Here is a 12,551-nt window from a genome sequence, read left to right on the forward strand (position 1 = left end):
CCCCTTTGCCTCGCATCCTGCGCTGCCGTGACGGCACTCACCCTGGATCGACCTGTCCGACGCCGCCGAGAACCGAGGGCGCGGGCAGCGGTCGCCCGCCAAGGCGGAGCCGTGTGTGCGATCAGCCTACGGGGTAAGGGAGTTACTGCCATTGTGGTCGTGTATGTGACGGCTCGGGCAGAGGGGGAACCATGCAGCAAAATCTCCGGTGGGCAGCGGCGGGGCTGGTCACGATCGTGGTCTTCGTGGTGTGCACCTGGCTGTGTGGTGCTGTGCTCCTGCCCTCGGTGCTTCCCGATCCCGCGATCCGGTGGGGCGTCTCCTCGACGGCCGGCGTCGTGCTGGCCACGTTCGCCGTCGCGTGGGGCCAGATCTTCGCCACCCGCACCCGCCAGGAAGACCCCCCGGCCTTGCCGTCCGACGGCCCGGTCACAGCGTCCGGTCCGCGCAGCGTTGCCATCAAGGGCAACCCGACGGGCAACATCTCCACCGGTGACACCGGGGTACGCCAGTCTCCGGAGGTCGCTCCGGCCCGCCCGGAAGCCGCCGCACCGGCCGGTCCCGTACCTGCCGCGCCGCAGCCCGAACCCGGGCCGGGCTCGGTGACCGCGTCCGGGGACCGGTCCATCGCCATCAACGGCAACCCCGCCGGTACCCTCTCCACCGGCGACCAGCTCGGCCAGGACCCTGCCTGATGGGGTTTTTCAAGAAGGGGTCCGCGCAACCGCAGGCACCACAGGCCGCTGCCCCGCACCGGACGACGGCGTCCGGGCCACGGTCCATCGCGATCGACACCGGCGGCGGCGACTTCCTGGGCACCGCCCTGACCGGGGACAACGCCACCGCCGTCCACCTGCCGCCCGAGGCACTCGTGCCACCGGCCGAGGTCCAGGCCCCACCAGGGCTCGACAACCTGCCACTGCGCCCCGCTGCGTTCGTAGGCCGGGCCCGTGAACTGGAACAACTGGACGTCGCGTTCTCCTCCGACAACCAGGTTGTGGTCCAGGCCGTGCACGGCCTGGGCGGGATCGGCAAGAGCACCCTCGCCGCCCACTGGGCCGCCACCCGCCCCCACGGACACACACCCGTCCGGTGGATCACCGCCGACAGCCCCGCCGCCCTCCAGCAGGGTCTGGCCGACCTCGCCACCGCCGTCCAGCCCGTGCTGGCCCGCGTCCTGCCGACCGAGGCACTCGCCGAACGCGCCGCACAGTGGCTGGCCACCCATACCGGCTGGCTGATCGTCCTGGACAACGTCAACGACCCCGCCGACATCGCGGGCCTGCTCGCCCGCGCCCGAGGCGGACGCTTCCTGATCACCAGCCGTCTCGCCACCGCCTGGACCAACGCCGCCACCGTCCTGCGCCTCGACATCCTGGACCCGCACGAGTCCCTCGCGCTGTTCACCCGCATCACCGCCGCCGCCCACCCCGGGCGGGACCTCGACGGCGCCACCGACTTGTGCGAAGAACTCGGCCACCTCCCCCTGGCCATCGAGCAGGTGGCCGCCTACCTCGCCCAGGACCTGCTCACCACCCCCCGCGCCTACCTCGATCTGCTCGCCCAGTACCCGGCGGCGATGTACCGCAACGGCGCAGCCACCACCCCCGAACAACGCACCATCGCCCGCATCTGGAACATCACCCTCGACCGCATCACCCACCTCCAACCCCACGCCGCCGACCTGCTACGCACCCTCGCCTGGTACGCCCCCGACCACATCCCCACCACCCTGCTTGACACCGGCCCCGCCGACCCACCCACACGCAACGCCGCACTCGGCCTGCTCACCGCTTACAGCATGATCACCCCCGACCTCGCCACCAACACCCTCGCCGTCCACCGCCTCGTCCAAGCCCTCGCCCGCACCCCCGACCCCAACGACCCACACCGCACCCCCACACTCATCGACCAAGCCCGCCAACAGGCCACCATCCAGCTGGACACCGCTCTGCCAGCACGCTGGGACACACCTGCGGCGTGGCCCACTTGGCGCACCCTGCTCCCTCACATCGAGGCCCTAGCCGCCCACACCACCGAGAACACCGACACCGAAACCACCGCACACCTGCTCAGCTTCACCGGGAACTTCCTGGATAATCAGGGCCAGTTCACCCGCGCGATCCGCCTCCTCCAACGCGCCCTGGCCGGCTGGGCAGAGGTGCTGGGCGACGACCACCCTTCTACCTTGAGAATCCGCAGCAACTTGGCGCGTGTTTACGAGTCGGCCGGGCAGCCTGGCCGGGCCGTTCCGTTGCTTGAGCAGACCCTTGCGGACTCCGTACGGGCGTTGGGCAAGGACCACGTGATAACAGGAGCAGTCCGCAACAACCTCGCCTACGCCTACCGGTCGGCGGGAGATCTAGAACGGGCTATCCAGCTGTTTGAGGAGAATCTCACCGAACGGTTGCGAGTGCTAGGCGAGGATCACGCCGACACCCTCACCTCCCGTAATAACCTGGCCGACACCTACCGGCTGGCGGGGGATCTGAACCGGGCGATCCCACTGCTTGAGGAGAATCTCACCGAACGGTTGAGGGTGCTGGGCGACGATGACCCAGACACCCTGACCTCCTTCAACAATCTGGCGACCGCCTACGAGGTGGTGGGGGAACTGGGACGGGCCATCCCACTACATGAGCTGACCTTGAACGAACGGCTGAGGGTGCTGGGCGAGGGCCACCCCGACACCCTGGTCTCCCGCAACAACCTCGCCGGCGCCTACGAGTCGGTGGGGGATCTGGGGCGGGCGATCCCGCTGTTCGAAACGAACCTCACCAACACCGTGCGGCTGCTAGGCAAAGACCACCCCTCCACCCTGGACTCCTACGGCAATCTCGCATGCGCCTACCGGACGGCGGGGGACCTGAGCCGGGCTATCCAGCTGTTCGAAACGAACCTCACCAACACCGTGCGGCTGCTAGGCAAAGACCACCCCTCCACCTTTCTCTGCCGCAACAACCTCGCCTGCGCCTACCGGGAAGCAGGCGACCTGGAGCAGGCCATCGAACTGCACGAGCAGAACCTCACCGACTGCATGAGGGTGCTGAGTTTTGATCACCCCATGACTAAAGCTGCGCGAACCAATCTTGCTTACGCCATCACTCAACGCGACAGTGGTGGTATCGCCCGACCCTGACCGCGTGTCATAAGCATGGATGTGACACAAGTGGACGGCCGTCGGAACGTGATCTCGTTCCCGCAGGTCGCCCTGTATCAGAAGCTGGTGTCATAAGGCTTGGTCAAAACCCGCGCCACGACGTCAGGTTATGGGACAGTCGCGGGATGGATCTCGCATATTGCCGCGTCAGCACGACCGCGCAGGACCTCGCCCGGCAGATCGACGCCATGCGCGACGCCGGCGTCGCCGAGGAGCACATCTACGTCGACAAGCGCACCGGCGCGAACATGGACCGCGAGGGACTGACCGCACTGCTCGGCTTCGCGCGGCCCGGCGACCGGATCAACGTCCTTACCCTGGACCGGCTCGGCCGGAACATGCGCGAGACCCTCAACCTTGTCCACGACCTCACCGAACGCGGCATCTTCCTGCGCACCCTCGGCGACAAACTCGCCGTCGACACCAGTGAACCGGGACCCGGCACCGACATGGCCATCGCGCTGCTGGCGATGTTCGCCCAGATGGAACGGATCTACATGTTGGAGCGCGCCGCCGGCGCCCGCGCGGCCAAGCAGGCCCGCGGACTGCCGACCGGACGCCCGGCGAAGCTCAACGCGACCACCCGGGCCGGAGCCGCCCAGCGGATCAAGGACGGCGCCATTCCCGAACAGGTCGCCGCCGACCTCGGCATCAGCCGCTCCACGCTGTACCGCGAGCTACGCAAGCACCGCGAGAGCACCACCGCTGAACAAGTCGTACACGATGGTTGATCAGCTACCCGGTGTGCATCCCTGCTGGTCAGCGATATCCGTTGTTTTGCGGCCGTTATGATGGTTCCTCGGCCACGTCACCTGCCCGCCTCCTCCAGCGCGCGAGGTTATCCCGGACAGCGAGGGTCTGAGGGTGGTCCTCACCCAGCACCCGCACCTGGTCTTCCAGTAGTTCAGCAAGGACGGCAACGGCCCCAGCCGCATCACCCGCGCGTCCCCGCATAGCAGCAAGGTTGTTCCGGGTCGCAAGCGTGTCGGGGTGGTCTTCGCCCAGCACCCGGCGGCGGTGCTCCAGCAGCCCAGCGAACGCAGTGGCGGCCCCGGCCGCGTCACCCGCTTGCCCCCGCATAGCAGCAAGGTTGTTCCGGGTACCCAGGGTGTGAGGGTGGTCCTCACCCAGCACCCGCACCTGGTCTTCCAGCAGTTCAGCAAGGACGGCAACGGCCCCAGCCGCATCACTTCCTGNTCCTGCCCGCCACCGCCAGCGCGCGAGGCTGCCGCGGATGGCCAGGGTGTCGGGGTGGTCTTCGCCCAGCACCCGCACCTGGTCTTCCAGTAGTCGCTCGTAGGCCGTAGCGGCCCCGGCCGCGTCACCCGCTTGCCCCCGCATAGCAGCAAGGTTGTTCCGGGTCGCAAGCGTGTCGGGGTGGTCCACGCCCAAGACGCGCAGTTGGTCTTCCAACAGTTCGGCGAGAGCGGTAGCAGCCCCGGCCGCATCCCCCGCTTCCCCCCTCCAATGCGCGAGGCTGCCGCGGACGGCCAAGGTGGCGGGGTGGTCTTCGCCTAGCACCCGGCGGCGGTGCTCCAGCAGCCCAGCGAACGCAGTGGCGGCCCCGGCCACATCACCCGACTCCCCCCTCCAACGTGCCAGGTTGTTCCGGGTGGCCAGGGTGTCGGGGTGGTCTTCGCCCAGCACCCGCACCTGGTCTTCCAGTAGTCGCTCGTAGGCCGTAGCGGCCCCGGCCGCGTCACCCGCTTGCCCCCGCATAGCAGCAAGGTTGTTCCGGGTACCCAGGGTGTGAGGGTGGTCCTCACCCAGCACCCGCACCTGGTCTTCCAGCAGTTCGGCGAGAGCGGTAACGGCCCCGGCCGCGTCACCCGCCTCCCCCTGAATCGAGGCGAGGTTGTTGCGAGTGATGAGGGCGTCAGGGTGATCCTTGCCGAGCACCCGCTGCTGGTCTTCGAGCAGTTCGGCGAGAGCGATAGCGGCCCCGGCAAGATCGCCCGCCCGCCATCGCCAGCGCGCAAATTCGCCGCGGGCAGCAAGAGTGTCGGGGCAGTCGGGGCCGAGCTGAGTGGTTGTGATTTCGGCGAGGCGCTGGTAGTGGTCGCGGGCGGCAGTAACTTGGCCAGTCTCGCCGAGGCTGTGGCCGGTGCGGTAGAGCACCGCGTGCGCATCCGGCTGGTACAGGGCTGGGCCTGCGTGGCGGGCCAGCGCTTGTGCGTTGGCGCGCAGAGTCTGGGCTTGGTCAGTGTCACGTTCGCTGGCGGGCCAGACGGCCAGGAGGGCGTCGGCGGCAGTCCGCGCGACCTGGTGGTGCTGGTCGGGGAGGAGGCTGTCGCGGGTGGCGCGCTGGATGAGCTGGTGGACGCGGACGGTCCCACCACGAGCGTCGGGCGCATAGGGGGTGTGGTCAATGAGGCTGAGCCGGTGCAGAGCCCGCAAAGCGAGTACGGCGTCCCGGGCGGAGACCGTGGCCGATTCTCCGACCGGGGCCGGGCCGGTGCTCGTGCGGTATGTGGTGAGGTGAGTCAGCGCGGCGCTGCTGGTCAAAATGTCCTGGGGAATGCCGTTGGCGTCGAGGAGGGCTGCCAGTTGGAGCATGGGGCGAGCCAGGCCGACGGGGCGCAGAGAGTCGGCACGGTCGATGGACAGCGACCAGGCCGCAGCGACGGTGGTGGTCTGGTCGCCGGGCAGGACGTCCGGGGCGGCATCCGCGAGTGTCATAGTGCGGTCGGCCAGCAGTTCCCGGTAGGCGGCCGCGCTCTCGCCTGCGTCGACGAGATAGGCGGCGGCCTGAGCCAGCGCCAGCGGCAGGTGAGCCAGTTCTTCGGCGAGGGCGGCGAGCTGTTCGGCGGGCTCGCGGCGGTTACGGGCGGCCAGTGCGTCGGTGAGGTAGGCCAGAGATTCGGCCTCGGTAAACAGGCCGACCTCGATCAGCTGTCGTCCGCTTTCGGTGAGGGCGGCATCCTTGCGGCGGGTGGTGACCAGGGTCCGGCCGTGTGGGCTGGCAGGTGGCCACAGTCCTTTCAGATCCGTCGGGTCGGTGACGTCGTCTAGGACCACGAGCCACCGGCAGGGCCGTTCCTGCGCTTTGGGTTCCAGCCAGGCCAGGAAGGACCGCGCCGCCTGTTCCGGATTCGCCGGGTCCGCGCCCAGCACCTCCATGCCGGCCTGTGCGTAACCCGACACGGCGGCGGTGGCGTTGTCGGCGGTGGTCCACACCAGCACGTCCACTTCGCCGTTCTGCCAGGCGGTGCGGGCGTAGTCGGCGGCGAGCTGGGTCTTGCCGACCCCGCCCATCCCTGCCAGCACCTGCCCCGCCGCTGGCCGGGCTCCCACCAGTACCGCGGTGTCTCCGCGGGCCAGTGCTTCCCGCAGCCGTGTGACCTCGGCCCGGTCCTGGAAGCACTGCGCCAGTCCCGGCATCACACCTACCTGGTGCGGCCATGATGCCGGCGTGCGCGGCGGGGCATGGTGGTGCTGGTGAACCTCCCCGATGTTTTCGGCGACGACGGCGCCGCGTGTCGCGGTGAGGTTCTTGCCGCTTGTGGCGGGGGGCGAGCTGGCAGCTGGGCTGCTTGTGGTGGTGCCGGACCCGGTCAGCCCTTCTCCGGGCCCGGCGCCGAAGGGTTTCCCAGGGACACGTTCCCCATCCGCAGCGCGGCCGCCGATCCGCCCTCGGCGCGGATGTCCACGTTCCCGCCGATGGCCTGCCCGTCGCCGGACGCCGACACCACGCCCGCGCGAGCGGCTGCGGACTGCAGTTCCTTCACCGCACGCTCCAGGGCGTCGGCAAAGCTGCTGTCGTCCTCGGCCGCGTCCTGCAGTGCGTCGGTCAGCCGCCGACGCGTGCGTTCGGTCGGCTCCTCGCCGCCGGCTGCGGCCTCCTCCTGTGCCCGATCCAGCGCCCGCTCCAGAACCGGGTCCTGCCCCAGCCTGGAGCTGATCAGATCGTGCAGCCGGTCCATCCCGGCGTCCAGCCCGCGGTCGACCTCAGCGTCCGCTCGCCCCGCCACCCGCCGGGCCTTGCGCACCAGCCACGCGAACACGTACCCGGCCGCGATCTCCACGCCCGTCATCCAGCCCCCTCAATCCACAGTGACAGCACGTCAGACCGTACCCGCACACCACCCGGCCAAGACGCACCCCGGAACGAACGGTCAAACCCGAAACCACGACGATCACAACCCGCCCCCCACCCAGCGTCAAATCATGTGACACCAAACCGCACTCACTGCATGGCTCCTACTCGACCGCCGCCCTGGACGACCGCCCCGAACGTCCGCAGACTGTCCGAGGACTCCGGCTCACCGCTTTCGACCGCCATGGTCACCTCCCGCGCCCCATGGTCACGGCGAGTGACCGGTACTGTCCAGTGCGTCACCGCGTACGCTTGCACGGCGTACGCGCCTCCCACCTGGCGTGCCGGGTCCGGGCCCGACACCTTGGCCTCATGACAGTCCGCCCCACCCCCCAACCCCCGGTTACCGTACGTGTGTTCACCCAGCGTTTCAGTGCCACCCCGCGCGGCGCCCGCCTGGCAAGGCACCTCGCCCTGAACCAGCTCCACGCCTGGGGCGTCCCGTACGGCACTGGGGCCTCCGACGACGTCGCGCTGATCGTCGCCGAACTGGCCGCGAACGCCGTGACCCACGGCCGCGTCCCCGGCCGGGACTTCGAGCTGCGCCTCTCCCTCGTGACCGGAAGTGTCCGCGTCGAGGTCAGCGACACGCACACCGGGTCGCGTCCGCCCGGACCCGGTGCCGTACGTGCCCTGCGTCCGCTCGACGACGCCGGTCGGGGACTGCTCCTCGTCGATGCCCTGGCCGCCCGCTGGGAGGTGGTCGACCGGGAGCCGCCGCCGGGGAAGACAGTGCGTGCCGAGGTCGACGTACTTCCTGATAGTCATTTTTCGGAATGACGCTTCGAGCGCCCCTGTTCCACGCCCTGCCGCGAGCGGTCCGGCGCCATCACGCTGTGCGAGGAAGGGCCGCGCCCGCACCGGGCCGGCACAGACAGGGGGGAAGAACCTTGAACGTCCGCATACCGGTGGCGCTCCTCGCCGCGGCGGCACTGGGAATCGCCACGCCCATGACCGCCACCGCCGCCACGCCTCGGACCGCCGCGCCGCAGAACACCATCGTCGTCAACCGCAATGTCACATTCAGCGGCGGGGTGCCGGTCGGCGGCTGGACATCACTGACCCTGAACCGGAACGGGACCTACAACTGGTCCGGGCACATGCACGATTCCGGCGGGACCAGCTACAACTACAGCGGCGTGTGCGTCGTCCGTTTCTCGTCGGGCACGGCGTTCGTCTTCGAGACCAGGGGACGGGTCCACGGCACCTTCGACTCCGGGTCCCGCGACTACAACTGGAACAAGTCGGGGTACAACCGGGCTCTGCCCTCGGTGTGGAACGCGTCATCGAGCTACCGGTGGACCTGCAAGAACCGGACCACCCTCAACCTGGCCGGTGTGGTCGACTCGGCGCTGGCTGCCGTCGGATACGCCGCCAGGGTCGTCGCCATCGTCGCCTGAGCCGACGCGATCGTTTCTCTCCTCGGCGCCCGCCACCCCCGTCCACCGCGTGGTGGGGCAGGTCCCGCATCATCTACGTCTGTAGAAGTGGCTGCGGAATCAGCTGGGGAAGGGGAGTGGGCGCATGAGTCGGGGCACCGCGGTGGTCGTCGGTGGGGGGATAGGCGGGCTGGCCGCCGCGATCGGGTTGCGGCGGATCGGCTGGGACGTGACGGTCCTGGAGCGCGCGCCCGCCTTCGAGGACGTGGGCGCGGGCATCTCGATGCACGCCAACGGCGTACGGGCGCTGGATGCGCTCGGTGTCGGGGAGGCGGTACGGGCTGCCGTACGGCCCCTCTACACCGGCGGCACCCGCGCCCCCGACGGCCGCCTGCTGGCCCGGATGGACGGCGCGGCTCTGGAGCGTCGACTCGGCACCCCCGTCGTCGGTGTCCTCCGTGCCGACCTGCACCGCGTCCTGCGTGAGGCGCTGCCCACCGGATGTGTGCGGACCGGCGAGGAGGTGACCGGTCTCGACGGTCTGCCGGACGCCGATCTCGTCGTCGCCGCCGACGGCGTCCAGAGCCGGCTGCGCGCCGAACTGTTCCCCCGTCACCCCGGAGCCGTCTACAGCGGCACGACGGTCCTGCGGGCCGTCACCGAGCGGCCGCCCCTCGGCCCGATCGACGACCTGGCGCTGACGTGGGGGCCCGGCGCGGAGTTCGGGCACCTCGTGTTCGTCGACGGGCGGGTCGAGTGGCACGCGGTCCTCGACGTGCCGCCCGGCGTACGCCACCCCGACTCCCTCGCCGAGATGCGCAGGCGCTTCGGCGGCTGGCACGACCCCGTCCCCGCCCTGCTGGACGCGACCCGCCCCGAGGACGTCCTGCACCACGACATCCATGAACTGCGCACCCCGCTCCCGGCGTTCACCGTCGGCCGGGTCGCCCTCCTCGGCGACGCCGCCCACGCCATGACCCCGAACCTCGGCCAGGGTGCGAGCCAGGCGCTGGAGGACGCGGTGGTCCTGGCCGCCCGTCTCGCGGGCGCACCCACCGTCACCGAAGCCCTGCGCCGCTACGACGCCGAACGCCGGCGCCGCACGCAGTCCGTGGCCCGCGCCGCCCGCCAGGCGGGCCGGATGGGGCACGGCCTCACCCACCCCCTCGCCACCGCCCTGCGCGACACGGCCCTGTGGCTGGCCCCCTCCGAACTCACCCTCCGCGCGGCCCTCCGACACGCGGACTGGGCGCCACCGCGGTTGCGATGACGCCCAGCCGGAAGACAGAAAGGGTTCAGCTGTCGACACCCAGGGTCAGCGTCGCCGAGTACCCGGAGGACGTCGAGCTCCCGAGGGCGGTCAGCGTCATCAGACCGGAGGCGGCGCCTCCGTCGTCGTAGATGGAGTCCTGGGCGAGAGTGGTGCGGGTGACCGTGTTGGTCGAGTACGGCGAGATCTTCGCGACGGCGGTCGTGATGGTCTCGTCGATGAAGAGCTGGCCGGTGTGCAGCTCGTTGCCGCCGCTGAAGTGTCCGTCGGAGGAGACCGTGACGCCGGTGGCGACCTTGATGTGGATGTGGATGCAGCGGCCGCGGTACCAGCCGGGGTAGATCGTGGTGATCGAGGCGAGCCCGTTGGAGTTGGTGAGGACACCGCCGCGCAGGAAGGTGCCGTCGTCCGGCTCGCTGTGGCCGTTGTTGCCGACGTAACCGGAGTACTCGCCGAGGGCGTCGGCGTGCCAGATCTCCACCAGGGCGTTGCTGAGGGGGGCGCAGCTGCTGGAGTCGACCACGGTGAGGGCGAGCTTCAGCGGGATGCCGGCCTTGCCCTCGGTGACGTCGGAACGGACGTACTGTCCGTCGAGGTAGTAGGGGCCTTCGGTCATCTCCTTCGTGAGGGTGCAGACGGCCGCGGCGGCGACGGGGGCGGTGTCGGCCGTCGTGACGGTGGGGGCTTCGGTCGACGCGGCGGCGCCCACGGCGAGGGTGGCGGCGGTGGCGCCCGTCGCCACGAGCACCGTGCGGCGTCCGATGGGGCTGCGAGTTTCCGAGGTGTCTGTCATGAACACGGCACCGTAGGGAGCCTCCCTGTCGGGAGGCTGTCAGAACGGCAAAGTGAGCACCCGTCAAGTTACTTGCCGGGCAAAGTGTCGACAGGACCGGGTGGGCTCCCCAACGGCGCTACCCGACCTGCCCCATCCCCGCCGCGTTGGGCCAGGACTGCGCGTTGGGCTGGGTGTTGGGCCACCCGGTGGCCGCCGCGGGCGCAAGCCCGGTGGTCCCGCGCACCTGCGCGGCGGTGAGCCCACCTCGAGCCGGAACCCCCGGCGGGGTCGCGGCGGCGGGAGCCATCGGCGCCTGCATGGCCGGAGCCATCATCGGCGCGGGCGCGGGGACCGGCGCCGGGGCCGGAGCGGCCGCGGGCACAGGCTGGGGGAAGACCTGTGCGGCGGCCGGCAACGGCATCCCGGCGCCGTTGGACGGGGCGGCCGGCGCCATCATGGCGGGCGCCTGCATGGGCATGCCGGCGGCGGCCGGGGCCGCGACCAGCCCCGGCATGCCCATGGCCTGAGCGGCGAGGCCCTGCATACCCGCCCCGTTGGTCGCCTCGACCAGCAGCCGGTCCACGGCGGCCGTGCCCGAGCTGTAGCTGGTCCCGGCGCCCAGCTCGGGCACGGCGGCTCCTCTCCTGGTCCCGTAGAGCACCTGTTCCAGGCCGGACACCAGGCGACGTACGTCCACCTGGGGGCGCACCACGAGCCGCGCGAAGCGGCTGGAGGAGCCGATCTTGTTGCCGCACTCACGGATCAGGATGCGGTGCTCGGTGAGCAGCCGGTCCCGCACGACCGTGCCCTCGGCGCCGACGGGAAGGCGCACGAAGAGGAAGTTGCCCTGGGAGGGGTAGACCGTGAGGCCGGGGAGCGCCGAGAGCTGGCTGGCCATGTCGAGGCGGTCCCGGCGCACCTGCATCAGGCTCTGCATGTACTCGGGGCCGTGCTCCTTGAGCATGAAGACCACGTACTCGGCGAAGGCGTTGAGGTTCCACTTCGGCAGCATCGAGCGGACCTTGCCGGCCAGGGAGGGGTTGGCGACCATGTAGCCGAAGCGGATGCCGTGCAGACCGAAGTTCTTGCCGAGGCTGCGCAGGACGATGACGTTCGGCCGGATCATCGCCTCCTGCACGACGCTGGGCTCCTGCTCCGCGTCGGCGAACTCCAGGAACGACTCGTCGATGACGATCAGGTCGAGGTCCGCCATCGCGTCCATGAACTGCACGAGGGCGTGCTTGTGCAGGAAGCCGCCGTCGGGGTTGTTCGGGTTGCAGATGACCGCGGCCCGGGTCCCACGGGTGCGGATGAACTCGGCGTACTGGGCGAGGTCGAGGGCGAAGCCGCTGGACTCCTGGAGCGGGAACATGTCGACCCGCTTGCCGGTCTCCATCGGCTGGTCGGTCCAGCGGCCGAAGGTGGGCACGGGGACGGCGACGGACTCACGGATCAGCAGATGGTCGATCCAGGTGATCAGCTCGGTGGAGCCGTTGCCCATCGCGACGGCCGACGGCGGCAGCTGGAGGAGGTTGCACAGCTCGGCGGTGATCGTGTCGGCGCTGCTCGGGTAGTACGTGACGATGTCCCGGAGCTTCGCGGACATGGTGTCCATCATGGCCGGGGTGGGGAAGTAGGGGTTGCAGGGGATACAGAAGTCGACCGGGCCCGTCCCGTCGCCGCCTTCTCGTGTCAGTGCCGCCATCGACGGACTGTGGGCCGCCGTACTGCGGAACAACGAGGTGACGTTGTCGGCCATGGAACCTCCGTATGGGGCGGGCCCGTTGGGGACGACCGGGCCCGTCTGTCGCGGGTGGCCCGCGCGGGGGAGCACGGGCCACCTCTACATACGCAGGTGTGAGTTACCCCGT

General features: G+C 70.1%; 10 protein-coding genes. 6 read left to right on the plus strand and 4 right to left on the minus strand.

The genetic code is table 11. The annotated features are described in order from the left end of the window. Positions 1-191 precede the first annotated feature (191 nt). The 3 genes from ACLZN2_RS39795 (at position 192) to ACLZN2_RS39805 (ending at position 3,891) form a co-directional block, all read left to right on the plus strand. A complete protein-coding gene (locus ACLZN2_RS39795) occupies positions 192-695 on the plus strand; it encodes a hypothetical protein (protein WP_416984491.1) in 504 nt (167 codons plus the stop codon). Beyond that, the gene (gene fxsT, locus ACLZN2_RS39800; RefSeq protein WP_416984492.1) at positions 695-3,139 is read left to right on the plus strand and encodes an FxSxx-COOH system tetratricopeptide repeat protein; all 2,445 of its coding nucleotides are present in this window, start codon (positions 695-697) and stop codon (positions 3,137-3,139) included. The genes ACLZN2_RS39795 and fxsT overlap by 1 nt, the downstream gene beginning before the upstream one ends. A 146-nt stretch (positions 3,140-3,285) precedes the next feature. After that, positions 3,286-3,891, plus strand: a complete 606-nt coding sequence (locus ACLZN2_RS39805) for a recombinase family protein (protein ID WP_416984493.1) — start codon at positions 3,286-3,288, stop codon at positions 3,889-3,891. A gap of 55 nt (positions 3,892-3,946) precedes the next feature. Here the strand turns inward: ACLZN2_RS39805 and ACLZN2_RS39810 are convergent, their stop codons facing one another. Next, positions 3,947-6,541: a tetratricopeptide repeat protein gene (locus ACLZN2_RS39810; RefSeq protein ID WP_416984494.1), complete on the minus strand. Its 2,595-nt coding sequence runs from the start codon at positions 6,539-6,541 to the stop codon at positions 3,947-3,949. A 173-nt stretch (positions 6,542-6,714) separates the two neighbouring features. Further along, positions 6,715-7,194 carry a hypothetical protein gene (locus tag ACLZN2_RS39815; protein WP_416984495.1) on the minus strand — a complete coding sequence of 160 codons (480 nt, stop codon included), beginning with the start codon at positions 7,192-7,194 and terminating at the stop codon, positions 6,715-6,717. Positions 7,195-7,568: 374 nt separating this feature from the next. Here ACLZN2_RS39815 and ACLZN2_RS39820 point away from each other — a divergent pair, with 374 nt between their 5' ends. The 3 genes from ACLZN2_RS39820 (at position 7,569) to ACLZN2_RS39830 (ending at position 9,905) form a co-directional block, all read left to right on the plus strand. Continuing rightward, positions 7,569-8,036: an ATP-binding protein gene (locus ACLZN2_RS39820; protein ID WP_416984496.1), complete on the plus strand. Its 468-nt coding sequence runs from the start codon at positions 7,569-7,571 to the stop codon at positions 8,034-8,036. Between the two features lie 110 nt (positions 8,037-8,146). Further along, complete coding sequence (locus ACLZN2_RS39825; protein WP_416984497.1) at positions 8,147-8,656, plus strand: hypothetical protein; 510 nt, start codon at positions 8,147-8,149, stop codon at positions 8,654-8,656. Between the two features lie 124 nt (positions 8,657-8,780). Next, positions 8,781-9,905 (plus strand): FAD-dependent monooxygenase, encoded by a 1,125-nt coding sequence (locus ACLZN2_RS39830; protein WP_416984498.1) that lies wholly within the window; start codon positions 8,781-8,783, stop codon positions 9,903-9,905. A 25-nt stretch (positions 9,906-9,930) separates the two neighbouring features. Here the strand turns inward: ACLZN2_RS39830 and ACLZN2_RS39835 are convergent, their stop codons facing one another. Next, positions 9,931-10,698, minus strand: a complete 768-nt coding sequence (locus ACLZN2_RS39835; RefSeq protein ID WP_416984499.1) for an intradiol ring-cleavage dioxygenase — start codon at positions 10,696-10,698, stop codon at positions 9,931-9,933. Between the two features lie 118 nt (positions 10,699-10,816). Continuing rightward, entirely contained in the window at positions 10,817-12,439 is a 1,623-nt protein-coding gene (locus ACLZN2_RS39840; RefSeq protein WP_416984500.1) for a pyridoxal phosphate-dependent aminotransferase, read from the minus strand. Positions 12,440-12,551 lie beyond the last annotated feature (112 nt).

The organism is Streptomyces sp. T028 (assembly GCF_048159505.1).
Taxonomy (GTDB): domain Bacteria; phylum Actinomycetota; class Actinomycetes; order Streptomycetales; family Streptomycetaceae; genus Streptomyces.

Coding starts and splice junctions, on each gene's coding strand:
- ACLZN2_RS39840 (WP_416984500.1), bottom strand. CDS start 12,439: ATGGCCGACAACGTCACCTCGTTGTTCCGCAGTACGGCGGCCCACAGT.
- ACLZN2_RS39815 (WP_416984495.1), bottom strand. CDS start 7,194: ATGACGGGCGTGGAGATCGCGGCCGGGTACGTGTTCGCGTGGCTGGTG.
- fxsT (WP_416984492.1), top strand. CDS start 695: ATGGGGTTTTTCAAGAAGGGGTCCGCGCAACCGCAGGCACCACAGGCC.
- ACLZN2_RS39820 (WP_416984496.1), top strand. CDS start 7,569: ATGACAGTCCGCCCCACCCCCCAACCCCCGGTTACCGTACGTGTGTTC.
- ACLZN2_RS39805 (WP_416984493.1), top strand. CDS start 3,286: ATGGATCTCGCATATTGCCGCGTCAGCACGACCGCGCAGGACCTCGCC.
- ACLZN2_RS39835 (WP_416984499.1), bottom strand. CDS start 10,698: ATGACAGACACCTCGGAAACTCGCAGCCCCATCGGACGCCGCACGGTG.
- ACLZN2_RS39830 (WP_416984498.1), top strand. CDS start 8,781: ATGAGTCGGGGCACCGCGGTGGTCGTCGGTGGGGGGATAGGCGGGCTG.
- ACLZN2_RS39795 (WP_416984491.1), top strand. CDS start 192: ATGCAGCAAAATCTCCGGTGGGCAGCGGCGGGGCTGGTCACGATCGTG.